This is a genomic window from Sodalis ligni, assembly GCF_016865525.2.
Taxonomy (GTDB): Bacteria; Pseudomonadota; Gammaproteobacteria; order Enterobacterales; family Enterobacteriaceae; genus Acerihabitans; species Acerihabitans ligni.
Genome location: NZ_CP075169.1, coordinates 5,665,325 through 5,691,088 on the forward strand (window position 1 = coordinate 5,665,325; position 25,764 = coordinate 5,691,088).

Consider the following 25,764-nt stretch of genomic DNA (forward strand, 5'->3'; position numbering starts at 1 on the left):
GCCCGCTTTCCCGATCGTGCAACTATTCGTGCTAAAGGGAGACCGTGCCCTACACCTGATACCCAATCATCGTCAGCATGCGCTTCACCTGCGACACCGCCTCCTGCCGCTCCCCCACACCGAGTTTCTGATACAAATTGCGGATATGGGTTTTGATGGTAGTGGACGCGACATCCAGCTCGCCGGCAATCTGATTATTGCTGTAGCCGGAATAAATCAGGCCCAGCACCTGCCATTCGCGCTGGGTCAGCGGGCTGATGCGGATAAGCTCGGGGACCTGGGGATGCTGCAATAACTGATGAACGAACTCCTCATCGAAGTGAGCGAACTTATGCCGGTGATGGGCATTGATCTCCCGCAGGATACGCTGGGTACGCTGCTGCTCCAGCTCCGGCAGGATGCCCAGCTGCAACAGCTGGCGCAACTGCACCGCCATCGTCTCCCCTTCAATCACGAAATGGCTGATGAACCCGGTACGATTGGCCAAGGTCAACGCCTCTATCAGCACGCTCTGGGCCTCGCTTTTGCGGCCGGTATGCCAATAAATCAGGTTGTTCAGCAACAGATTGCGGTTCAAATCGCTCACCAGCTGCAGCGTCCTGGCGTTGTCGTTTAATTCATCCAGCACCACTTCCGCCTCATCAAACTGGCCGAGCAGAATTTGCGCGCGGGCGATATTACGCCATTGTCCCTGCAGAAAATGGTTATCGACGCAATCCGGTTTTACCGTCTGATTAAGCCAGTTGGCGGCGGCGACGGTATCGCCGGTCAATTGCCAATAAATCACCCGCGGTTTATCGGCATTGGTTATCCAGTCGCTGTGGTATTGTCCGCTGTTGATAAGATTATCGCAACGGTGCAGCAAACGGCGGGAATCGTCGATATCGCCGCGCGCCAGCGCGCATTTCGCCAGCATCGCCAGACACTGCAACTGCTGCTGCGGCTGGGCGCTGGCCAGCACGTTCAGTCCGGCTTTGGCGGCCTGCTCCGCATCCTCCAGGCGCGCCCAGGACCAAAGCAGCTGCGCGCGCAGGCGCAGGAGAAATTCATGCATCGGCAATTGCTCAAGATGCTGTTCCCTCACCAGCGCGAACGCTTTCTCCTGGATATCGTAAGCCGCCTGCAAATAGCCCTGGGCAATCAATATTTCGCTTTGCTGCAGCAGCGCCCACAGGGCGTAGTGATAGACCTCATGCTGCCGGGCCATCCGGTCGGTTTGCTGCATCATGGTCAAGGCATGGGTCAAGCGCCCTTTGCAGTGGGCGACTTCCCCGGTTACCGACATGGCGACAATACGGCCGTAAAAACTGGACATCGGCAAATGGCGCAGCGCTTCGGCGGCCAGAAACTCCGCCTGGTCGGTCTGGCCGGTGTTTATCGCCACCTGAGCCAGCAGCGCGTTGAATTCCGCCTGCAGCATCGGACTGATCTCAACGTCGCGGGCCTCCATTTGCGCTTTATCATGGGCCAGCATATCCGCCACCTCGCCGCAGCGGTGCTGGCTTTGGGCCAGCCAGCCCTTGAGCAGCACCAGCCTGGGAAGCGTGATCAGATCGTCATAAGGCACATGTTTCAGACAGCGATCCAGCAAGGCCAGTTCACCGCGGTTGAACAGCCGCCAGCCGTTGTCCAACAGAATGCGGCACATCATCTCGCGGTCTCCCGCGGACATGGCATGGTGGATAGCCTCCGCCGGATAGCCCAGCGTCAGCCAGCCTTCGGCGGCGCTGCGGTGGATGGCGGGCAACTCCGCAGCCAATTCCCACAGGCAGCGCTGCCGCAGAAAACTGGCGAACAGCGGATGAAAACAGAACCATTCGCCGGAATCATCCATGCGCTGGATAAACAAGCCCTGATGCTCGGTCATCTCCAGCCGGTGCTGACCGTTTTCTTCGCCGGTCAAATGGCCGATCAGCACATCGTTCATGGAGCGCAGCACCGAACAGCGCAGCAAAAAACGCCGGGTGGACTCATCCACCCGATCCAGCACCTCGTCCACCAGATAATCGGAGAGATGACCGGCGTTGATGCCGGATAGCCGCTTCGCCGTCTTACTGGCGGGCGTATCGGACTGGCGCGAGGAGAGCACGATCAATTGCAAGGCCGTTGCCCAGCCGGCCACCTCATCGCATAACCGATTGCTGTCGGGGGGGTCAATGGCCATTCCCAGCCGGCAGTCGAAAAAACGCTTAGCCTCCTCGTGGGTAAAGGCCAATTGCTGGCTGCCTATCTCCAGCAGTTGATCCCGCACCCGCAGGTTGGCGATACCCAATGAAGGAAGATTGCGCGACAGCACGATGAGCTTGAGGTTATCCGGCTGATTGCGCAGCAAAAACCGCACGGACTCATGAATCACTTCATTGGTGATCAAATGATAATCATCGATCACCAGGAATACCGGCGTCGGCCAGTCGGATAAATCCACCGACAGTTGGATGAACAGCGTCGACAGAGTGGCATATTGATGTTTCTGCGCCAGCGCCTCGCTGCGCTGGCAGTGGCCGCCGGTTGCCTGTTGGAATGCCGCAATCAGGTAACTGGCGAATCGCTCGGGCTCGTTATCGCTTTCGTCCAGGGAATACCATCCTAAATCCTGCTTTGCCGCCGCCCACTGCGCCACCAGAGTCGTCTTGCCATAACCGGCGGGACTGGTGATAAGAGCCAGACGGTAATTAGCCGCCGCGGAAAGTCTATCTAACAAGCGTTGCCGAACAACCGTATTTTGCAGCCTTGCAGGCCGTCTGAGTTTAGAGGGGATCAGCATTTTTTTATTATCCAGAGGTATTGAATGGCGAAAAAAAGTTCAATCTTAATGTTTATTGAAAGTAAGGATTATGTAAGTAATTATTAATACAGGGTTATCTATTTCCTGCTTCGGTAAATTGCGCACGGTCACAAATTTCACTACGCCTTATCGCTCATCCCTCATTATTTATTCACTGGAGGATGAGAAATACCCGAACCATACGTTAGGTTACCCATTGAGTCATCGATACCGCCTGTTGCCTTTGGCAGGCGAGGACGCAATGTATCCGGCAGGTATTAGCGCCGGAGGGGATGAGCATGGAAGAAACCGGATCAGAATCACTCTCAGCCAACGCCGGCATCGCCGCCGATTACATCAATGCCCTCGGTCAGCGGCAGAGTATCTCGCCTCATACCATACAACGATTGCTTGACGCCATGGGCTACACCGCCCAACCCGGCCCTGCCGACGCCGCCCCGCTGCCGCCGGTGCGGGTGTACCGGCAAAAAACACCCTACCGAAACGGTCCCGATGACCGGCACTGGCTGATCCCCGGCGGACAGGGCAATTTCCGCTGGTGGCTGCATACCGAACAGGGCCGCATCCATCATGGAAAAATCGCCGCCGGGCAACGGCTCTCTCTGCCGGTATCGCTGCCGCCGGGTTATCATCGCCTGACCTTGAACCAGAACGGCCGGGAGTGGCATTGCCAGATAATCATTGCCCCCAGACGCTGTTATGAACCCGACGAGCTGCTCGCGGAGCGTAAGTTATGGGGTACCTGTGTTCAGCTCTATACCCTCCGCTCCGGACACAATTGGGGCATTGGCGATACCGGCGATTTAAAACAGCTTATCCGGGAAATCGCCCGGCGAGGCGGATCGTTTGTCGGCCTCAATCCCATCCATGCCCTGTATCCGACCCTGCCGGACAATGCCAGTCCCTATAGCCCCTCCTCCAGACGCTGGCTTAACACGCTCTATATCGATGTGGGAGACGTGGAAGATTTTCAACTCAGCCCGGCGGCACGTGCATGGTGGGCCCGCGGGGAGATTCGACGGGCCCTGGAGGAAGTCCGGGCCAGCCCCGGGGTGGATTATCGGCGCGTGGCGGCGTTGAAATATACGGCGCTGCGCCTGGCCTGGCAGCAATTCAACCGGCGCGCCGCAGACGACGTCCGGCGGCGGGACTTTGAGGAGTTCGTACGCCGCGGCGGCGACAGTCTGCGCTATCAGGGCATTTTCGACGCGTTGCAGGGGCAACTGATTGCCAGGGATAAGGGGAACTGGAGTTGGCAGGTATGGCCGGAAGAGTACCGCGACGCCCGCGGCCCGGCCATAGAAGAATTTTGCCGCCATTCGTCCGGGGAGATTGCGTTTTATATCTGGCTACAGTGGCTGGCGGATCGGCAATTCAATGACTGTTTCGCCTTATGCCGCACCCTGGAGATGCCTATCGGCTTATACCGGGATCTGGCGGTGGGGGTCAGCGACGGCGGAGCGGAAACCTGGAGCGAGCCGGCGCTGTATTGCCTGCGGGCCTCGGTGGGGGCGCCGCCGGATGTGCTCGGCCCCCGTGGTCAGAACTGGGGTCTGGCGCCGATGTCGCCCCATGAAATGGCGTCCCGCGGCTACCAGCCTTTTATCGATTTATTAAGGGCCGAATATGCGCGGCTGCGGCGCGCTGCGTATCGACCACGTCATGTCGCTGCTGCGCCTATGGTGGATACCTCTGGGGGATACCGCCGGACAAGGCGCTTATATCCACTATCCGGTGGACGATTTATTGGCCATATTGGCACTGGAGAGCCAGCGCAACCATTGCATGGTGATCGGCGAAGATCTGGGCACCGTACCGCAGGAAATCGTTAGCCGCCTGTTTAATAACGGCATCTATTCCTACAAAGTGCTCTACTTCGAGCAGGACGATCGCCACGTCTTTCGGCCGCCGTCCGGCTATCCGTCTCAATCCATGGCCACCCTCACCACCCACGATCTGCCGACGCTGCGCGGTTACTGGACCAGTGATGATTTGCGGCTCGGCCGGGCACTGGGACTCTACTCCGACGACGACATATTAACCTTCCTGCACCAGGACCGCCGGCTGGCGCGGCAAGGGCTGCTGGACGCCCTGCACCGGCAGGGCAGCGTGCCCGAACGCACCCGGCGACAGGCCGACCGCCTGCTGATGTCTCCGGTGCTTAACCGCGGGATGCACCTGTTTCTCGCCGACAGCGCCAGCGCCCTGCTGGGATTGCAGCCGGAAGACTGGCTGGATATGGCGGAACCGGTGAACGTTCCCGGCACTAGCGATGAATACCCGAACTGGCGCCGAAAACTGTCCCGTTCACTGGACGAAATCTTCGCCGACAGCAGCGTTAACCGCCTGCTGCGCGAGATTAACCGGCGTCGCGGCAAAGCGGGATAACGGACCAAAAAAACGGCGACCACATTAGGTCGCCGAAGACACAGCACACAGACACAGATAGATACAACAATTACCACAATAGTGACGTTAACCTTTTGTCCCCCCGGCGGTCAGTCCGCTGACCAGGAAGCGTTGGGCCAATAAAAACAGCAGGGTGATGGGCAAGGCCGAGAGCACCGCCGCGGCGGCGAAATCCCCCCACAGATAGTTTTGCGGGCTGAGATACTGCTGCATTCCCACCGCCAGGGTATAGCTGTTGACATCCCGCAGGAGCAGCGAGGCCACCGGAACTTCGGTCACCGCCGCAATAAACGACAACACAAAACCACCGCCAGTATGGGCACCGATAGCGGCAGCAGTATCAGCCGGAAGGCTTGCCACGGCGTGGCCCCGTCAAGAGCCGCCGCTTCTTCAAGGGAACCGTCGATGGTCTCGAAATAGCCCTTGATGGTCCAGACATGCAGCGCAACGCCGCCCATATAGGCGAATATCACGCCGCCATGGGTATTGAGGCCGATAAACGGCAAATACTGGCCCAGCCGATCAAACAGGGCGTATAACGCCACCAGCGACAGCACCGCCGGGAACATTTGAAATATTAGCATGCCTTTGAGCAGCGAGTTTTTACCGCGAAAGCGCATGCGGGCAAACGCGTAGGCGCTGGTGGTGGATAACGCCAAAATGCCCACCGCGGTAATCGTGGCCACTTTTACCGAATTCCACAGCCACAACATGACCGGGAAAGGCGGCGGCGTTACGCTGCCATCCGGATGCTGCACCGGGAAACCCAGCGCCAGGCGCCAGTGCTCCAGGGAAATATGGTCCGGTATCAAACTGCCGGTGGAAAAATTGCCGGCCCGCAGTGAAATGGCCGCCACCATCAGCAGCGGGAAAATGATCAGGGCGATAAATCCCAGCAGGATCACATGAGTCACCGCCAGACGCAGATAATGGGATCGGGATTGAACAATAGCCATCGGTGCGCCTCCTTAATCAAACTTCATTTTGCTGGCTTTCAGGTTGAGCACCGCCAGGCCGCCCACCAGTAGGAATATCAGGGTGGCTATGGCCGCCGCCAGGCCAAAATCCTGTCCGCCGCCCCCTTCAAAAGCGATGCGATAGGTATAACTCACCAGCAGGTCGGTATAGCCGGCCGGCGTGGCGGTGCCGATACGGTCCGGCCCGCCGTTGGTCAACAGTTGTATCAGGACAAAGTTATTAAAATTAAAGGCAAAACTGGCGATCATCAGCGGCGTAAGCGGCTTAATCAGCAGCGGCAGGGTAATCAGGAAAAAATTCTGGAAAGGCCCGGCGCCGTCCATCGCCGAGGCTTCATATAAATCGTCCGAAATGGATTTCAGCAATCCCATGCAGAGGATCATCATATAGGGGTAACCCAGCCAGCTGTTAACCACAACCAGCATCAGCCGGGCCAGCTCCGGATTGTTGAACCAGGCCGGCTGTATACCGAACAGGGCCTGCAGCATGAGATTGATTTCGCCGAAACTCTGGTTGAATAATCCCTTGAAGATCAGTATGGAGATAAACGATGGCACGGCATAGGGCAGGATCAGCAGTAAGCGGTAAACGGCCCGCCCCTTCAACGCTTCCCATTGCACCACGCAGGCCAGCACCATGCCGATGGCTACGGTGGCTATCACCGTGAAAAACGAAAAGAGCAGCGTCCAGATGAAAATCGCCAGGAATGGCTGGCGGATGCCCTGATCCTGCAATACCCGCAGGAAATTTTTCCAGCCCACCGAGACCGTATAGCCGGGGCTGAGTTTATCGTCGCCGAAGCCGCCGTTGGCCGTTACCGCCTGGTAAAATCCCGTGGCCGGATTCGGCCGATAGACCGTACCCGTGCCGCTGTCGGTCAGGGTTTCACCCGCTCCCGGAATGTACAAAGGCCGCAAGCGGGAAAATTGCCGCAGCGAGCTCATGCGCAAGCGGGTGCCGTCGGGTAGTTGCAGGGTCAAGCCGCTGAGTGCCTGGCGATGTTGCGTGATGCTGCGTAGCGTGCCCCGCTCTCCCGCCGGCGGCCCGTCGGATCGGGATAGAGGCAGGGTCCTTTCCGTCCCGGGGGTAAAACTGAATGACGGCGTAACCAGGGTCCCGCCGCCATCGGGGTCGGTGAGTACCAGGCGCCATTGACCGCCGTCGGGGTAGAGGCTGAAATCATAAGGCGTGCCGGAGAGCAATTGCCGGTCAAGCAGTACTGCCCGGGCGCGTTCATAGGTGAGCTGGTGGACGCTGCTGTAGTTGGTGAAAGCGATGGCGACGGTGCAAATCAGCGGAAACAGTACGAACAATCCCATGCCCGCCACGCCTGGGTATACGTAGCGCCAGGCGTAAGCCCGGCGGTTGGTAAAAAGATAGACGCCGGTGCCGGTCAATATCAGCGTGAACGGCCCTGTACATGATTCTGTGTAAATGCCTTTCCTCAGAAGTGACCGTCCAGGCGGTCACCGAACTCGATAATAAAGCGGCTCATCGCCATACGCCAGTCCTTCAGCGGCATCGTCCATTTCTGTGATGCTGCCTGGATCGCCAGCCACACCACCTTTTTCACTGAGTCGTCTGTCGGGAACACCTTACGCTTTTTGATCGCGTGGCGGATTACGCTGTTCAGCGACTCGATGGCGTTGGTCGTGTAGATCACCTTGCGGATGTCCGGTGGGTAGCCAAAGAACGTGGCAAGATTCGCCCAGTTTACCTGCCAGCTGCGGCTTATCTGCGGATAGCGGTTATCCCAGGCACTGGCGAACGCTTCCAGCGCTTGCAAGCCAGCCTCTTCCGTAGGCGCCTGATAGATGGCCTTCAGGTCCCGGGTGACGGCTTTGTAGTCCTTCCAGGAGACGAACCGCAGACTGTTGCGCACCATATGCACGATACACAGCTGGATACGCGCCTGCGGGTAGACCGCATTGATGGCGTCCGGGAAGCCTTTCAGACCGTCAACGCAGGCGATGAGAATATCGTTCAGACCGCGGTTTTCAGCTCCGTCAGCACGTTCAGCCAGAACTTTGCCCTTCATTTTCGGCCAGCCACATCCCCAGCAACTCTTTCTGCCCTTCGATATTGATGCCCAGGGCCAGGAACACGGTTTTGTTGATGACGCGGCTATCTTGCCGAACTTTAAGTACGATACAGTCAAGGTAAACAATGGGATAGACAGTATCCAGTGGCCGATTTTGCCATTCTACAACCTGCTCCATCACGGCATCAGTCACCTTCGATACCAGCGCCGGCGAAACATCAGCGTCATACAATTCTTTAAACGCGGCGGCGATCTCGCGGGTGGTCATGCCTTTGGCGTACAACGACAGGATCTGGTTGTCCATGCCGGTGATCCGGGTCTGGTTTTTCTTCACCAATTGCGGTTCGAAGGACCCCTCTCGATCGCGCGGAGTACGCAGTTCCAGTGGCCCATCGCCGGTGGTTACTGTCTTAGCCGAGTAGCCGTTGCGGGCATTGGAGCCGGTCCTGGGCTGATTTTTATCGTAACCGAGGTGATGTGTCATTTCAGCGTTTAGAGCCGCCTCGACACTGATTTTTTTCAGTAAGCGATCAAACTGGTTGAGATCTTCCGGGGTTTTAAGATTTTTGGCCAATTCGTTAGCCAGAGCCTGCAACTGTTTTTCGTCCATAAATTAACCTGTTTTTGATGTTGGATAGAAGATATCAAAATCAGGCAATTACACAAATCTATGTACAGGCTCGCGTCACCATGGCAAAGAGATATTCGCCGCGGGCGTACATGGGGATCACCAGCCAGGCAATCAATAACGCCATGGCGGCCACCCATCCCCCTTTTACCCAGGGATGGTGCCACCAGCGTGTTTTTCTCCCGCCGGGCGGGGATGGATCGGTAACTGGCATAACCCCCTCCTTAAGCGGCGGAACGCCACGTTCGTTGCCCGTTCAATGACCGCGGGCCAATCGTGCCACGGTCTCCCTTTAACACGTTCGTTGCACGTCCGGTGATCGCGGGCCTACCGTGCCATGGGGCGCTCTGGCGGGCGGTAAAACCACGCCCGCTTCGACCCCATTGCCATGGTCTCCCTTTAACACGTTCGTTGCACGTCCGGTGATCGCGGGCCTACCGTGCCATGGGGCGCTCTGGCGGGCGGTAAAACCACGCCCGCTTCGACCCCATTGCCACGGTCTCCCTTTAACACGTTCGTTGCACGTCCGGTGATCGCGGGCCTACCGTGCCATGGGGCGCTCTGGCGGGCGGTAAAACCACGCCCGCTTCGACCCCATTGCCACGGTCTCCCTTTAACACGTTCGTTGCACGTCCGGTGATCGCGGGCCTACCGTGCCATGGGGCGCTCTGGCGGGCGGTAAAACCACGCCCGCTTCGACCCCATTGCCACGGTCTCCCTTTAACACGTTCGTTGCACGTCCGGTGATCGCGGGCCTACCGTGCCATGGGGCGCTCTGGCGGGCGGTAAAACCACGCCCGCTTCGACCCCATTGCCACGGTCTCCCTTTAACACGTTCGTTGCACGTCCGGTGATCGCGGGGCCTAACGTGCCACGGTCTCTCTTTAACACGTTCGTTGTACGTCCGCTGATCGCGGGCCTACCGTGCCATGGGGCGCTCTGGCGGGCGGTAAAACCACGCCCGCTTCGACCCCATTGCCACGGTCTCCCTTTAACACGTTCGTTGCACGTCCGGTGATCGCGGGCCTACCGTGCCATGGGCGCTTGCATTCCTCGTTATTTGGTGATGCGGTCTTTTACTCCGTCCAAAGCTTCCTTAACCGTTTGTTTGCCGTTGATGGCATTGACCACCGCGCTGCGCTGGGCATACCAGAAGGCGCTCATCTGTGGGATGTTCGGCATGATTTCGCCGTTTTGCGAATTCACCATAGTGGCGGCAATGCGCGGATCCTTGGCCAGTTCGGCCTGGTAGCTTTTCAGCGCCACGGCACCCAGCGGTTTGTCTTTATTCATGGTGCTCAGGCCGTCGCGGGTCAGCAGGTAGTTCTCCAGGAATTCCTTGGCCAGCTCTTTGTTGGGGCTGGCGGCGTTGATACCGGCGCTCAATACCCCGACAAAGGGTTTGGAAGGCTTGCCTTTGAAGGTCGGCAGTACCGCGACGCCGTAATGCATGCCGCTTTTTTCCATATTGCCCCAGGCCCAGGGACCGTCGATGGTCATAGCGGTTTCACCTTTGTTAAAGGCGGCTTCGGAAACGGCATAGTCGGTATCGGCGCTGATATGTTTGTTCTTGATAAGGTCAATGATGAACTGCAACCCGGCCACGGACCCGGCGTTGTTGACCCCAACGTCCTTGATATTGTATCCGCCGTTCTCCGCTTTGAAGGCGTATCCGCCGGCGGCGGCAATAATCGGCCAGGTGAAGTAGGGTTCCTGCAGGTTCCACATAATGGCGCTTTTGCCTTTGGCGCGCAGCTTGGTATCCAACGCCGGGATTTCTTCCCAGGTCTTTGGCGGCGCGGAAAGAAGATCTTTATTGTAAATCAGCGAGAGGGATTCCACTGCGATGGGATAGCCGATCAGTTTGCCATTGAAACGCACCGCATCCCAGGTAAAGGGGAAAAACTTGTCCTGGAAGGCTTTATCCGGCGTCACTTCCGCCAGCAGGCCTGACTGGGCGTAGCCGCCAAAGCGATCGTGGGCCCACAGAACGATATCCGGCCCGTCACCGGTGGCCGCCACCTGCGGGTATTTTTCCTCCAGCTTATCCGGGTGCTCCACGCTGACCTTAATGCCGGTATCCTGTTCAAATTTCTTGCCGACCTCAGCCAGGCCGTTGTAGCTCTTGTCGCCGTTGATCCAGATAAGCAGCCGGCCCTCTTCTATTTTGGCGAAAGCCGAACCGCACAGCATGGCCGAGGTTAACGAGGAGAGAGCCAGGATACGTAAAGCGGATGTCATTATGGTCATAATATTCCGTCCTTTACAGAGTAAGCGGGGGTACCGGCGAGAGAGGATCGCCATGCAATTCCACATCGGACATACTGAGCAAAACCATTTACCCCCTCATCCTCCCCCGCCCTACGCCCTGAACGGTCCGAATGTGACCGCTATAACAGCGATGGGAAATATGCGGTCCATGCCACATAAAACCCGCTGAAATTTTGCCGCTGCTATCACGCTTTATCTGGCGGCGTCAGGCTAAGCGCGGCAATCAGCGTTTTCTTTTCATCCTTAAGCCTCCCCCTAGAAAAAAACCTGCCCGGATGATTTCCCCTCTTGGCATTTAACTCACACTTGCCGTCACTTGCCGTCAGTCCGCCCCTCTGATACCGACGGATGGCGCGTAGAAAGGCATCACAAAGGAAGCGCAAATGTCGAGCGTTACATTGCGGAATATCTGCAAAAGCTACGGTGAAAATGTGATTTCCAGCAATATCTCTTTGGATATCGGCGAGGGGGAGTTTGTGGTATTTGTCGGGCCGTCGGGCTGCGGGAAATCCACATTACTGCGGATGATTGCCGGGCTTGAGGACATTACTTCCGGCGAACTGAAAATCAACGATCGCCGGATGAATGAGGTGCCGCCCGCTCAGCGCGGGGTCGGGATGGTCTTCCAATCCTATGCGCTTTATCCGCATCTGTCGGTGGCGGGGAATATGTCGTTCGGCCTGCGGCTGGCCGGGGTTAAGAAGGCTGAAATCGAAAAACGCGTCGGTCAGGTAGCGGACATTCTCCAGCTCGGTCATTTGCTGAGCCGCCGCCCAAAGGCGCTGTCAGGGGGTCAACGCCAGCGGGTGGCTATCGGCCGAACCCTGGTGGCCGAGCCGCAGGTTTTTTTACTGGACGAACCCTTGTCCAATCTGGACGCCGCGCTGCGGGTGCAAATGCGTATTGAGATTTCCCGGCTCCATAAGCGCCTGCAACGCACGATGATTTACGTCACTCACGATCAGACTGAAGCCATGACGCTGGCGGACAAGATCGTCGTGTTGGATGCCGGCCGCGTGGCGCAGGTGGGGAAACCGCTGGAGCTGTACCACTACCCGGCAAACCGCTTTGTCGCCGGGTTCATCGGTTCGCCAAAGATGAACTTCCTACCGGTGAAGGTGACGACAACGTCCATCGACCAGGTGCAGGTCGAACTGCCGAACCGACAGCGGATCTGGCTGCCGGTTGACAGCAGCGGCGTGCAGACCGGCAGCAATATGTCCCTCGGCATCCGTCCGGAACATTTGCTGCCAAGCGACATCGCCGACGTCACCCTCAGTGGGGTGGTGCAGTTGGTAGAACAGCTCGGCCGAGAAACACAGATACATATTCAAATTCCGGCTCTGCGTCAAAACCTGGTGTACCGCCAGAACGACGTGGTGTTGGTTGAGGAGAGTGCCCCTTACGCCATCGGCCTGCCGCCGCAGCGCTGCCATCTATTCCGTGAGGATGGCACCGCCTGTCGCCGGCTACACCGTGAGCCGGGTGTTGAAGTACACCAGCAAAATAAGCAATGAAAATAATAGGAGATAAACGATGATAATGCTGCGCAAATATTCTCTGGCGGCAGTGGCAGTGGCTACAGCGCTTATATCGGCCCATGCATCCGCGGTCGATTTCAAAGGTTATTTACGTTCAGGTATCGGCTGGACAGGCAGCGGCGGTGAACAGCAATGTTTCAAGGCCACCGGCGCCGACAGTAAATACCGTCTGGGCAACGAATGCGAAACCTACGCCGAAATTGAACTGGGACAGGAAGTATGGAAGGACGGCGATAAAAGTTTTTATGTCGATTCCATGATCGGTTATTCCGTATCCCAGTTGAATGACGATGAATCCACCTCCCCCAGCGTTCGACAGATGAACGTCAAGGGCGTGAACGTGATTGACTCGCTGCCGGGATCCACCATCTGGGCCGGTAAACGTTACTATCAACGTCACAACGTGGATATGATCGACTTCTACTACTGGGACATCTCCGGTCCTGGCGGCGGTCTGGAAAATGTCGACCTGGGCTTCGGTAAACTCTCAATCGCCACGACGCGTAACAGTGAAGCAGGCGGTTCCGAGGCATTTGTCGACGGCGTGACCAGAACCAAGGCCCTGTCCAACGACATTTTCGACGCCCGTATTGCCCAGGTAGGACTGAATCCCGGCGGCTCGCTGGAATTTGGTTTTGACTACGGCCGCGCCAACGAAACCGACGGTTATCGTCCCAACGTCGATGGCGCCACCAAAGATGGCTGGATGGCAACCATCCAACATACCCAGACCTTCCATGACACCAGCCTGAATAATTTTGTGGTGCAGTACGCCACCGACGCGATGACCCAAGATCGTAAAGGCCATCCCATCACCAACATGAACAATGACGGCCATATGTTCCGCGTTATCGACCATGGCGCGATCGATTTCAACGACACCTGGAGCCTGGCCTATGTCGGCATGTACCAGGATGTGGATCGTGATAACTCAAGCGGTTCCACCTGGTACACCGTGGGCGTCCGTCCGATGTTCAAATGGACGGAAACCATGAGCACCCTGTTGGAAGCCGGTTACGATAACGTCAAATCCCAGGCCACCGACCAGCGCAACAGCCAATATAAAGTTACCCTGGCCCAGCAATGGCAGGCAGGCAACAGTATCTGGTCCCGTCCGGCCATTCGCCTGTTCGCCACTTATGCTAAATGGAATGAAAAATGGGGCTATGCCACCAGCGACGATGTTCGGGGAAATCCTGACCTGGTGGAAGGCGCCGCCTATAGCGATACCGGCACCCACACCTTCAGCCGTGGCGACGACAATGAGGTAACGTTCGGTGTCCAGGCGGAAGCCTGGTGGTAAACACCCCGTCCGCGCGGGCATCTGATGCCCGCCGGTACGCATAATACCTTGGCCCGTATTCGTCTTGCCTGAGGAATACGGGCCGTGATTTTCCGAGGATAAAAAAAATGAAAAAACATCTTCTGGCCCTCTGCCTGTTTCCGGCCCTGAGCCTGTCATCCCTACCGTCATTTTCCGCCGAGCCGTTCTCCGGCCCGCAGGATGTATCCGTCGCGCCCGCCGTTTCCGTGGCCAAGCTGCAAAGCCTGCCATGGCAGCCGCTGATGCCGCCGACGGCGCGTGAATTCGCGCTTGACGCCTCCGCTCCCGGTATCAATCAGGGCGACATGACCGGACCGGCGGTCGCGTTAACGCTGCCCGCCAATCCGCTGGAAATTACCCTCGCAAGCGTAATCAAACATGAAAGCGTATATGCTCCCAACGTCCTGGTGCTGGATGAGCAGATGCATCCGGCGGCTTTTTTCCCCAGCAGTTACTTCCCCTATCAAAAACCGGGCATAGCCTCGTCGAACCGGCTGGAAGGCACCCTGAAATTGACGCCGGTATTGGGGCAAAAACAGATCTTTCTGCTGATTTACACCACCCGCCAGGATCTCACGGGACGCACTAAAATGATCAATCCGGCCAAACTCTATGCCGAAGGCGTCGGCAACGCCATTCCGGATGTGCCGGATCCCTACGCCCGCCACAGCGCGAACGGCACCGTTGAGGTAAAGGTCCGCTCTGAACAAAACAGCGGCAATATCATGATCGGCCAGATCTTCTCCTCACGGGAATCGCAGCCGGTGGTAGTGGGCAGCACGGCGCCCGCCGTCAATACCCCGGCGACGCCCGCTGCGGCGGCTGCTCCCGTCGTACCGGCGGCCCCCGCAGCGCCGATGCTGAACGACACCGAAAGCTATTTTAACCGGGCCATCAAACAGGCGGTGCACGACGGCAATATCGACAAGGCGCTGAAACTGCTCAATGAAGCAGAGCGTCTGGGCTCGACGTCGGCACGGCAAACATTTATCAGCAGTGTAAAAGGCAAGGGATGAGATTATCCCTATACTGCTGATATTTGGCAGATTATTGGTGCGCTTCGGCGCACCTCTTTTATCGGCTGCGGCATAACCGCTTGCTCTGCCTACCTGAATACCTGCTAAATCCAGCGCGAAAAACGCCACCTTGCCGCCGGTACACGTTCCCCTTCCCCTGAGCAGCGCACACCTGTCGTCAATGATTGTCCTGATGAGACCGGCAGCCCTATTCTGTCGACAAAAACCGCCGCCGGACGGTGGCTTACCTCATGCTGAAGAGCCTGATAATGAACAGATCATCTAGACGCGGGTCGATAATGCCCTCCGGAGCCGAAATCAATAACGCCGGTCAGCTATGACTGCCCGTCACTATGCAACACCATTCCCAGGCAAAATTGCCTTGATAAGCTCGAATAATCCTCTCGTCCCCCGTCCACTTTGCCGGTAGGGGGACTTTTTTGCGAACTGTTTATACCAATCTATGTCGTCAGCGGCATTCGCACCATTGGGGTAGCCGCCATAACCGCCACGCCCGCGAGGCTAGGGCTCTTCACGGCGGCGGTTATAGGCGTCTTGAACACATGCGCGCCCGGCGCATTGATCCGCATCGCCGCCAGAACCCGTTCCGCTGCGCCCAATACCTGGTGGCAATATTCCAGGGTAATGGTCAGCGGCGGCTCGATACGGATGGTTTTGGCGTTATTCAGGGTGCCGGCCACCAATACCTGATGGCGGAACATACCCTGTGAGAAGGCGTAGCCTATATCATTGCGCCGGAACTCCAATGCCTGCATCAGCCCTCGGCCGCGCGCTTCGACTAAAAACTCGGGATAGTCCGCCGCCAGGCGGGAAAGGCCTGCCAGCAAGACGTGGCCCTTTTGCGCCGCCTGAGCCGGCAGATCCTCCGACAGCAGCACGTTAAACGTCGCCAGTGCCGCCGCGCAAGCCAGGGGATTGCCGCCAAAGGTGGTGGTATGTAAAAAAGGATTGTCGAACAACACGGAAAATATTTCTTCCGTGGCGACGGTAGCGCCGATGGGCATCACGCCGCCGCCGAGGGCTTTGGCCAGGCACAGTATATCCGGCTGGACGCCTTCGTGTTCGCAGGCGAACATTTTGCCGGTGCGGCCCATGCCGGTCTGCACTTCATCCAGGATCAACAGCGCTCCCGTTTCATCGCACAGCGCCCGCACCGCCGTCAGATAACCGGCCGGGGGGATAATGACGCCGCCTTCCCCCTGAATTGGCTCCAGGATCACCGCCGCGACATCGCTATAGGCGCGAAGATGATCGCGCAGCGCGTCAATGTCGCCGAACGGCACGTGATCAAAACCCGGCAGCATCGGCATAAACGGCTGGCGAAACGCCGCTTTGGCGGTGGCGGAAAGCGCGCCGAGAGTCTTGCCGTGAAAGGCGCCGCTCGTGGCGACGAATCTGAATTTTCCCCGTGGCGCCTGATAGGCTTTGGCCAGTTTTAACGCTGCCTCTACCGACTCGGTGCCGCTGTTACTGAAGAAGGTATATTTGAGCTTTCCCGGCGTGACCGCCGCCAGGGTTTTAGCCAGCAGGGCGCGTAACGGATCGAGTAATTCCTGGCTGTGAAGAGGCTGCTTGGCCAGTTGATGTTCGACGGCGGATAGAACTTTTGGATTACGGTGCCCCACGTTAAAAATACCGAACCCCCCCAGGCAATCAATATATCCCCTACCCTGGGTGTCCACCAGCGTATTTAGGCCGCTGGCCCGCCATTCTACGGCCCCGTAATCCCCGCCTACCGTCACCGATTTTCGATATTCAAGAAAACCGGGATTCACATATTCTTTAAAATTATTCATCACCTGATTATTCAGGTCGATCATTTCATCTTGTGTCAGCGTTTTTTTTTCAATCCACTTCAAAGCCTGCTGAGTACACTCTAGCGGGGTAAGGTTATCGGATATACTGGACAAAATAAGCTCCCGGGAATGAGATATCACATGATATCGCTGTCACCCTTGCAGGGGCCGGGCCAACTGTAACCAATAATGTCGCATCAGAACAAAATATTAATAAATGCGACGAACCCAGACGTTCTATTAAGTGAAACCTGAGTTAATCGAATTAAACGCTGAGAGAAAAATATCAGAAAATATTAACATTGCGTAGAATGCACCTTAAAAGTGCAGCACTGCTCCAAATAAGCGCAAACGGCGAAGCTGAGGATGCCGATGAATTTTTAACGCAGACTTTTATAGCAAATAAAAAAAACAATCACAATGGTTTTTTTGCGGTAAACGCGGAATCCATTAGAGAATCCTCTCCCGGCCCGGCCTGCATCGTCGCCTTCGGCCATGCCCTCCTACGTTAATGCTAAGCAACGTTGACGTTAATTATCCGGTCCGGACATATTCGCGAAAGATAGAATAAATATAAGTATTATTTAATGAAATAATGAAGGTCATTTTCTTAAAAATATTTATAAACGGAGAGCCGACGCAATTTATTTTATAATATGCCGGATTATAATGCCGGAACTCAAATAATAGTCCTGTGCAGGGAGATAACAATGATTAGCTTTGCGCTGCGTAATATATTATGGTTGATTATATATCTCTTCTTTATATTAGCTCCGCTATTTGTTTTATTATTCGGTTCGCTGCCTCCCGCCAGAAGCTTCTGGACCGAGCTATCCATTGCCCTGGGCTATTCCGGGCTGGCGATAATGGGGCTGCAGTTCGGCCTGACATCTCGATTTCGCTGGGTAACCAAACCCTGGGGCGAGGATGTTATCTATCATTTCCATCGAAGAATATCATTCATCGCCCTGGGCCTGGTGTTGGCCCACCCGCTGATTCTGTTTGTTATCCGGCCGGAACTGCTGGCACTACTCAATTTTATCGCGGCGCCATGGCGCGCCAGATTGGCGGCGATTTCCACTTATTCACTGATTGCCCTTATCATTATGGCGCTGTGGCGGGTGAAATTGAAGTTAAGCTACGAAGTCTGGCATCTGACCCACATCATTCTGGCGGCGGCGGCGGTAGCGGCGGGGATTTTGCATATGGTGGCCTGGGGCGTCTATCTGGTGGACCCGGTAAAAAAGGCGCTATGGTGCGCACTGGCGCTGTTTTGGCTCACGCTCCTGCCCTACGTCCGTATAGTGAAACCGTTGTTTATGCTGCGCCGGCCCTACCGGGTGGCACAGGTTAAGGTCGAACGCGGCGATACGACGACGCTTGTGATGAAACCCGAGGGTCACCAGGGGTTCCGGTTTACGCCGGGACAGTTCGGCTGGCTGACGCTTTGGGGCAGTCCGTTTCAAATCACCGGCCATCCGTTCTCTTTTTCCTCCAGCGCAGAGGCGAGCGACGGCAGCGTCGAAATGTCGATCCGCAAACTGGGGGATTTTACCGCCAATGTCAGCCGGGTTGCCGTGGGACAGCGGGTCTATATCGACGGTCCCTACGGAGCCTTCACCATTGGCAACCCGGCGGATATGCATGTACTTATCGCCGGCGGGGTCGGTATTACGCCCATGATGAGCATCCTGCGCACCTTAGCCGATCGCGGCGACAAACGGCCGGTGGTCTTGATCTACGGCAGCAAGGATTGGGAATCCATCACCTTTCGCGAAGAGCTGGATGCCCTGCAGGCGCGGCTCGATCTGAAGCTGGTATACGTCCTGACCCGCCCCCACGAGGGCTGGACCGGTGAAGTAGGCTATATCGACGCTGGGCTGTTCAAACGTCATTTGCCGCCGCCCTTTGATATGCATGAATATTTTATCTGCGGCCCCCATATGATGATGGATGCCATTGAACAGACGCTGGCACAGATGCACGTGCCGATGTCCAAATACCATACCGAACGCTATAACTTCGCTTGAGGAGAATGGGTTATGCAACGACTTTTTGCCGAACGGCTGGCCCTGGCCACCGGGATTGTTATCGTGGCGCTGTCCCTGCTTTTTGCTTATCTGCGGGTATATGGCTGAAAATATTCAACGGCCCGGCGGTCAGCCGGGCTGAGCTTCTTGACAAAGTGTCCGGTCGAGGCAGGATGCTAGATCGTAAACACGCCGTGAACCCTTCCCTGGGGGCTCGATCCGCGCCATCCCTGGCGCGGACGGTTTACTCTTCCAGCATCCTGCCCCTCCCTCTCAGCTCCGAATACGTTTGTCACAGTCTGAGCCCGGCGGCCAGCCGGGCTTGACTGCCGTGCCTTAGGCCGCATTGGCCGCCGGTCTGAAACGGGCGAACAGCCATTTTTCTATTTCGACGATGATAAAGATGCCGATACTCACCAGCAGGGTCACCCCCCAGTAATAGGCCGGCAGCGGTTCGGTGCCGAATGCCCGGTTCATAAACGGCAGGTAGATGATGGCCAATTGCAGCGCTACCAGTACGGCGGTGACCAGCCATAATCCCTTATTCAAAAACATTTCCCGATTCAGCGGGAAACGATCCGCCACGCGGCAGTTGAACATATAAATCCACTGCGCGGTAACCAGCGTCTGCATTATCAGGGTGCGGATAAATTCGCCGCTATAGCCGCGGGGCAGCAGCAGCGATTCAAGCAAAAAGGCGCTGCAGGCGATAAGCGTACCGACAAAACCGATGCGCCAGATGGCGTGCCCGTCCAGCACGTGCCGAGCGGGATCCCGCGGCTGGCGGCGCATAACGCCTTTTTCCGCCGGCTCAAAGGCCAGGCCGAACGAAAGCGTTGTCGAGGTGGCCATATTCACCCACAATATCTGCAGAGCGGTCAGGGGAATAACGGCCCCCGCCAGGATGGCAAAAATAATCAGCAGGCCCTGCGCCAGGTTGGTGGGCAGTATAAACAGAATGGTTTTTTTCAGGTTATCGTAGACGCGCCGCCCTTCCTTCACCGCGTTGGCGATAGTGGCGAAGTTATCGTCGGTCAAGACCATATCCGCCGCTTCCTTGGTGACCTCGGTTCCCTTAATCCCCATGGCGATACCCACATCGGCCTGTTTGAGCGCCGGCGCATCATTGACGCCATCACCGGTCATACCCACAATTCCGCCCCTGTTCTGCAATGCTTTTACCAGCCGCAGCTTATGTTCCGGACTGGTACGGGCAAAAATATCATAACGCACCGCGGCGTCGGCCAATTCATCGTCGTCCATATGCTCCAGCCGGCTGCCGGTGATTGAGTCGGCCCCGTTGCCGATACCCAGCATGGCGCCAATAGCCATGGCGGTTTCCTGATGATCGCCGGTTATCATTTTCACCCGGATACCGGCCCGCTGGCACTGGGCAATGGCATCGATGGCTTCCGTACGGGGCGGATCCATCATTCCCGCCATACCGGCGAAGATCATGCCCTGCTGTAAAGCCTCATGCTCCAGCGCCGACTCGCCTTCCGCGCTGTTCTTAAAGGCGGCCGCCACCATGCGCAATCCCTGCTTGGCATAGCGCGCCATCTCCTCTTCCCAGTATTCCCGGCGAAACGGACGCATTCCCTCCTGTGCCAGTTCCTGATGGCAAAAGGCAAACAGCACATCCGGCGCCCCGGTGATGAAAACAAAGGTCTCATCTCCTATCCGATGACGGGTCGCCATGTATTTATACGCGGAATCAAAGGGGATTTTATCCCGCAGCTCCACCTCGCCGAGCCGCAGGGCGGCTTTGGCGGCCAGGACTTTTAACGCGCCCTCCGTCGGGCCGCCGGTAATGCCCCAGCGGCCCCGCTCGTCTTGACTGATTTGGCTGTCGTTACAAAGCTCAACCGCGGTGATAAAGCGCGCCAGAGCGGGATGGGCAGAGAGGTCCACGGCCTGCTCCTCCCCCTGCTTTCCCCCCGGCGAAGAGATCACACCGACCGGCTCATAGCTTTCCCCACTGACCCGATAGCCGCCGTCCGCCGTGACCACCGCTTTCACCGTCATCTCATTCATCGTCAGCGTACCGGTTTTATCAGAGCAGATTACCGTCATCGCCCCCAGGGTTTCCACCGTCGGCAGCTTGCGGATAATGGCCCGTATCCGCGCCATAGACTGTACGCCCAGGGACAGGATAATCGAGATAATGGCCGGCAAACCTTCGGGAACCGAGGCGACCGCCAGGCTTATCAGCGCCAGCAGCAGCTCGGTGAACGGCATATCCCGCAGGAAGAAGGCGAAGACAAACAGCACCGCCATCATCACCAGGATCAGCATGAAAATCCCTTTGCCCAGACGATCCATTTGCGCCAAAAGCGGCGTGCGGTGAGGATCTATGGCGGCCATCATCTGGTTGATATGGCCAAGCTCGGTATCGCCGCCGCTGGCGATAACCACGCCCTTGGCCGTGCCCGCGCTGATGGTTGTGCCGGAAAACAACAGGTTGATGCGATCGCCGATGGTCACTTCACGGTCAATCGCCCCGGTCTGTTTTTCCACCACCGTCGATTCGCCGGTGAGAATCGCTTCCTCCACCAGCAGGTTATGGGCCTCCATTAATCTCAGATCCGCCGGAATCTTGTCGCCAGGGCGCAGCGTGACGATATCGCCGGGCACCAAATCCCCGGCTTCAATGGTCTGGGTTACCCTCGCGGATAACCACCGCCTTGGTGGACAGCATATTTTGGATGCTTTTGAGCGACCTTTCGGCATTGCTTTCCTGCACAAAACCAATCAACGCGTTAATCACCGCCACGGCCAGAATAATGACCATATCTACCCACTGTGCCATAACCCCTTTTAACACCGCCGCAATAAGCAGTATGTAAATCAGCACGTCATTAAAATGCGCCAGAAATTGCAATAAAGGATGGCGGGCTTTCCGGGCGGGCAACGTATTGGGACCATAATGGCGTAATCGCTCGGCGGCCTCCTGTGTCCCTAATCCGGCATTGCCGGTATTGAGCCGACGCAGCGTTTCTTCCGTATCCAGCCTATACCAGGCATTATCCTGACTCTGCGGTGAAATAGACGGCGTTACCGGTGAGGTATTCATTGCAGGACCCTCCTGATGGCAAACATATACCTGTTATTCGCAAGTGATAATTAAAAGTCCGATTTATCCCGCACGGAAATATTGCCGATAATCCCCCTGGCCAAGCCGGGCCAAAAGCGACTTTCCGCTCGCGAGCAGACAATGGTATGCGATAGGATAATAACAGCCCATTACCGCCATCAATGAGAGGTGAGTCAGCTTATTAACAGGAGACTAATAAATTATTTAAATAAGCTTTCGCTAACCCGTGCCGTAATAATGCGTTATGCGCGAATGGGGGATGTATTTTTAAGGGAAGAAGTGAATATATTTATTAGACCAATTTATACATTTATTATTTAATTAATTACACCGTCTTAATGAATATTTAATACCGTATCGGCGACAGGCCTTATAGCCCGAAGAAAAATGAGCCTGCGAACTGCCTATTGCGGTAAACTCATTAATCAAGGCGATCCGAACTTATGGAGCCGAAAGATTACAATAAGCTTTATAAATAATATCAGTCCGGATTTCGTGCGGCGGCATCGGCCCCGCCCCGCATCACGCGGGGCGGACCGGGTTTAGTGCCGGATCATGATATGACGTACGGTGGTGTAATCTTCCAAACCGTACATGGACAAATCCTTGCCGAATCCGGAGAGCTTTTGGCCGCCGTGGGGCATTTCGCTAACCAGCATAAAATGGGTATTCACCCAGGTGCAGCCGTATTGCAGGCGGGCGGTGACCCGATGAGCCCGGCCGATATCCGAGGTCCAGACCGAGGAGGCCAGTCCGTAGGGCGAGGCGTTGGCCCAGCGGATGACCTGCGCCTCGTCGTCGAATACCGTGACGGTCACTACCGGTCCAAAGACCTCCCGCTGGACGATTTCATCTTCCTGCCGCGCATCCGCCAGCACCGTGGGAGCAAAATAAAAGCCCTTACCCTCCAGAGGCGCGCCGCCGGTAATGACCCGGATATGGGGCAGGGCCTTCGCCCGTTCGACAAAACCGGTTACCCGCTGCAGCTGCGCCTGGGTAATCAGCGGCCCCAGTTCGGTGCTTTCATCCGCGGGATCGCCGGCTTTGAGGGTGGCGACGCTGCGGCCCAGGGCGTCCACCAGTTGATCGTACACTCCGCGCTGAACATACAGGCGGCAGGCGGCGGTGCAGTCCTGGCCGGCGTTATAAAAACCGAAGGTTCTGATGCCCTCCACTACCCCGGCGATATCGGCATCGTCAAAGACGATGACCGGCGCCTTGCCCCCCAGCTCCATATGGGTCTTCTTGATGCCGCCGGCGGTATGGGACAGGATATGGGCGCCGGTGGCGATGGAGCCGGTGAGCGATACCATGCGCACGCGCTCATGGCCGGTCAGGGCGTCGCCTATCTCGCTGCCGGTACCGAACAGGACGTTCACCACCCCCGCCGGGAAAATGTCCGCCAGCAGATCCGCCAGATAGAGCGCGGTAAGCGGCGTCTGCTCCGCGGGCTTGAACACCACGCAGTTGCCGGCGGCCAGGGCCGGGGCCAGTTTCCAGGCCGCCATCATCAGCGGATAGTTCCAAGGGGCGATGGACGCCACCACGCCGATGGGGTCGCGCCGGGTAAGGGAGGTATGACCTTCCAGATACTCTCCCGCGGCGCTGCCGCCCAGGCAGCGGCAAGCCCCGGCGAAGAAGCGGAAAACATCCGCCACAGCCGGGATTTCATCGTTGATCACGCAGTGATAAGGCTTGCCGCAGTTTAGGGACTCAAGCCGCGCCAGGGATTCGCCGTGCTGCTCGATGGCGTCCGCCAGTTGCAGCAGCATGGCGGCCCGGCTTTTCGGCGTGGTCTGCCCCCAGCTGTCGAAAGCCGCATCCGCCGCCCGTACGGCGGCATCCACCTGCTCAGTACCGGCTTCAGCCAGGGTAACGATAATATCGCCGGTGGCCGGATTAATGACCGCGGTCTGTTTACCCGTTCCCGTCGCTGCCCGGCCGTTTATCAGTAATTTGTCATGCATAGCCTGTTCCTTATTCAGATACCCGGCCAAATAGCCTTCGGTGAGATAAAATTTATTTCTCGCCCCCCGCCGTCTCTTCGCCGCCGCGGGTGAGATAATATGCCCACAGTATGGGCAGCATGGTCACCAGCGTGACCAGCAGCGACACCACATTGGTGATGGGCACATCCCGCGGCCGGCCCAATTGATTGAGCAGCCACAGCGGCAAGGTCCGCTCATGGCCGGCGGTAAAGGTGGTGACGATGATTTCATCGAACGACAGCGCGAAGGCCAGCATCCCTCCCGCCAGCATGGCCGAGGCCAGTCCCGGCAGCACCACGTACCGGAAGGTCTGCCAGCCGTCGGCGCCAAGGTCCATTGACGCCTCAATCTGACTGTAGGAGATGCGCCGCAGGCGGGCAATGACATTATTGAATACCATTACCACGCAAAACGTGGCGTGGCCGATGACGATGGTGGCCACGCCCGGCTCCACTCCCAGCGCCTTGAAGGCGGAAAGCAGCGCGATGCCGGTAATGATGCCCGGCAGGGCGATAGACAGGATCATCATCAGGGTAATGGCCTGCTTACCCAGGAAATCGCGCCGGTAAAGAGCCGCCGCCGTCAGCGTGCCGAGGAACAGCGCAATGGCGGTGGCCATGGCGGCTATCTCCAAAGACAGCAACAGCGCCGATAAGATATCCTGCCGTCCGGCGGCCAGCACAAACCAATGCAGGGTGAATCCCTTGGGCGGGAAGCTGAACGCCGCGTCTTCGGTATTGAACGCATACAGCGCGATGATAGCGATGGGAAAATGCAGGAACACCAGGCCGCCCCAGGCGGACAGCTTCAGCGCCAGCGGCGCGCGTTCACTCTTCATTTAACCCTCCTCCCGGTTCGCGGACTTACAGCGCATCGAATGCCCCCAGGCGTTTGGCCAGCGTCAGGTAGATACCGATCAGGACTATCGGCACCAGGGTAAAGGCCGCCGCCATAGGCATATCCCCTATGGCTCCCTGCTGGGCGTAGACCATGCTGCCGATAAAATACCCCGGCGGCCCCACCAGCTGGGGCACGATAAAATCCCCCATGGTCAGGGAAAAGGTAAATATCGAGCCGGCGGCGATGCCGGGAACCGCCAAGGGCAGGATCACATAGCGGAAGGTCTGGCCGGGACGGGCGCCTAGATCGGCGGAGGCCATCAACAATGACGGCGGCAGGCGCTCCAGCGCGGCCTGGATCGGCAGGATCATAAACGGCAGCCAGATATAGACGAACACCATAAAGCGGCCGAGATGGGAGGTGGACAGGGTGCTGCCGCCGATACCCGGCACGGTCAACACCGCCTGCAGCGCCCCCTCCAGCCCGAGATGCTGCAAGAACCATTGCAGCACGCCGTCATGAGCCAGCAGCAGGGTCCAGGCATAGGCTTTGACAATATAGCTGGCCCACATGGGCATCATGACCGCGATATAAAAAAAAGCCTTGGTGCGGCCGCGGGTGTAGCGGGCCATATAATAGGCCAGCGGGAAAGCCAGCAGCGCGCCGGCCGCCGTCACCGCCAGGGCCATGCACAGGGTGCGTAAAATGATATCGTAATTGGCCGGGCTGAACAGCGCGGCAAAGTTGGCGGCGGTGAGCGTCGGCTGGACCGTCATGGTGAAGTCGTCAAAGGTGTACATCCCTTGCCACAGCAGGGCCAGCAATGCGCCGATATACACGATGCCGAACCACATCAATGGCGGCAACAGCAGCAACAGCAGGAAAAACGTCGGCCGCCGATAGAAAAACGTGGCGAGGGCGCCGCCGGGCCCGGACGGATTCGGCAACGGCGGCGGCTGGGACGGTGAACGGGGCTGGGAGGAATCCGGCACGATCATATCC

10 protein-coding genes and 6 pseudogenes are annotated in these 25,764 nt (G+C 57.4%); 5 read left to right on the forward strand and 11 right to left on the reverse strand.

Features of this window, described 5'->3' with window-relative positions; translation table 11 throughout:
• Positions 1–49: 49 nt before the first annotated feature.
• Positions 50–2,764, reverse strand: a complete 2,715-nt coding sequence (malT, locus tag GTU79_RS26445; RefSeq protein ID WP_203520633.1) for an HTH-type transcriptional regulator MalT — start codon at positions 2,762–2,764, stop codon at positions 50–52.
• A 299-nt stretch (positions 2,765–3,063) separates the two neighbouring features.
• Between malT and malQ the strand changes: the two are divergent.
• Positions 3,064–5,173, forward strand: a pseudogene (gene malQ, locus GTU79_RS26450) (4-alpha-glucanotransferase).
• 87 nt (positions 5,174–5,260) lie between these two features.
• Here the strand turns inward: malQ and malG are convergent.
• The 5 genes and pseudogenes from malG to malE form a co-directional block, all read right to left on the reverse strand.
• Positions 5,261–6,150, reverse strand: a pseudogene (gene malG, locus GTU79_RS26455) (maltose ABC transporter permease MalG).
• Positions 6,151–6,162: 12 nt separating this feature from the next.
• Positions 6,163–7,578, reverse strand: a pseudogene (gene malF, locus GTU79_RS26460) (maltose ABC transporter permease MalF); the annotation flags it as partial.
• 38 nt (positions 7,579–7,616) lie between these two features.
• Positions 7,617–8,823, reverse strand: a pseudogene (locus tag GTU79_RS26465) (IS256 family transposase).
• Between the two features lie 58 nt (positions 8,824–8,881).
• Positions 8,882–9,055 (reverse strand): hypothetical protein, encoded by a 174-nt coding sequence (locus GTU79_RS26470; RefSeq protein ID WP_203520628.1) that lies wholly within the window; start codon positions 9,053–9,055, stop codon positions 8,882–8,884.
• An 842-nt stretch (positions 9,056–9,897) separates the two neighbouring features.
• Entirely contained in the window at positions 9,898–11,091 is a 1,194-nt protein-coding gene (malE, locus tag GTU79_RS26475; RefSeq protein ID WP_132924945.1) for a maltose/maltodextrin ABC transporter substrate-binding protein MalE, read from the reverse strand.
• Positions 11,092–11,495: 404 nt separating this feature from the next.
• Here malE and malK point away from each other — a divergent pair, with 404 nt between their 5' ends.
• The 3 genes from malK (at position 11,496) to malM (ending at position 14,993) form a co-directional block, all read left to right on the forward strand.
• Positions 11,496–12,629 (forward strand): maltose/maltodextrin ABC transporter ATP-binding protein MalK, encoded by a 1,134-nt coding sequence (gene malK, locus GTU79_RS26480; RefSeq protein WP_132924943.1) that lies wholly within the window; start codon positions 11,496–11,498, stop codon positions 12,627–12,629.
• 19 nt (positions 12,630–12,648) lie between these two features.
• Positions 12,649–13,956 carry a maltoporin gene (locus GTU79_RS26485; protein ID WP_132924941.1) on the forward strand — a complete coding sequence of 436 codons (1,308 nt, stop codon included), beginning with the start codon at positions 12,649–12,651 and terminating at the stop codon, positions 13,954–13,956.
• Between the two features lie 107 nt (positions 13,957–14,063).
• Positions 14,064–14,993: a maltose operon protein MalM gene (gene malM, locus GTU79_RS26490; RefSeq protein WP_214513522.1), complete on the forward strand. Its 930-nt coding sequence runs from the start codon at positions 14,064–14,066 to the stop codon at positions 14,991–14,993.
• Positions 14,994–15,559: 566 nt separating this feature from the next.
• On the opposite strand, the pseudogene ygjG reads toward malM, so the two are convergent.
• A pseudogene (gene ygjG / locus GTU79_RS26495) lies at positions 15,560–16,924 on the reverse strand (putrescine aminotransferase); the annotation flags it as partial.
• 596 nt (positions 16,925–17,520) lie between these two features.
• Here ygjG and GTU79_RS26500 point away from each other — a divergent pair.
• Positions 17,521–18,840: a ferredoxin reductase family protein gene (locus GTU79_RS26500; protein ID WP_203520622.1), complete on the forward strand. Its 1,320-nt coding sequence runs from the start codon at positions 17,521–17,523 to the stop codon at positions 18,838–18,840.
• Positions 18,841–19,176: 336 nt separating this feature from the next.
• On the opposite strand, the pseudogene GTU79_RS26505 reads toward GTU79_RS26500, so the two are convergent.
• The 4 genes and pseudogenes from GTU79_RS26505 to GTU79_RS26520 all read right to left on the reverse strand — a co-directional run bounded on the left by GTU79_RS26505 (position 19,177) and on the right by GTU79_RS26520 (position 25,760).
• A pseudogene (locus GTU79_RS26505) lies at positions 19,177–21,913 on the reverse strand (cation-transporting P-type ATPase).
• A gap of 563 nt (positions 21,914–22,476) precedes the next feature.
• The gene (gene patD, locus GTU79_RS26510) at positions 22,477–23,901 is read right to left on the reverse strand and encodes an aminobutyraldehyde dehydrogenase (protein ID WP_203520618.1); all 1,425 of its coding nucleotides are present in this window, start codon (positions 23,899–23,901) and stop codon (positions 22,477–22,479) included.
• A gap of 52 nt (positions 23,902–23,953) precedes the next feature.
• Positions 23,954–24,760 carry an ABC transporter permease gene (locus tag GTU79_RS26515; RefSeq protein ID WP_203520616.1) on the reverse strand — a complete coding sequence of 269 codons (807 nt, stop codon included), beginning with the start codon at positions 24,758–24,760 and terminating at the stop codon, positions 23,954–23,956.
• 25 nt (positions 24,761–24,785) lie between these two features.
• Positions 24,786–25,760: an ABC transporter permease gene (locus tag GTU79_RS26520; protein ID WP_132927967.1), complete on the reverse strand. Its 975-nt coding sequence runs from the start codon at positions 25,758–25,760 to the stop codon at positions 24,786–24,788.
• Positions 25,761–25,764: the final 4 nt, after the last annotated feature.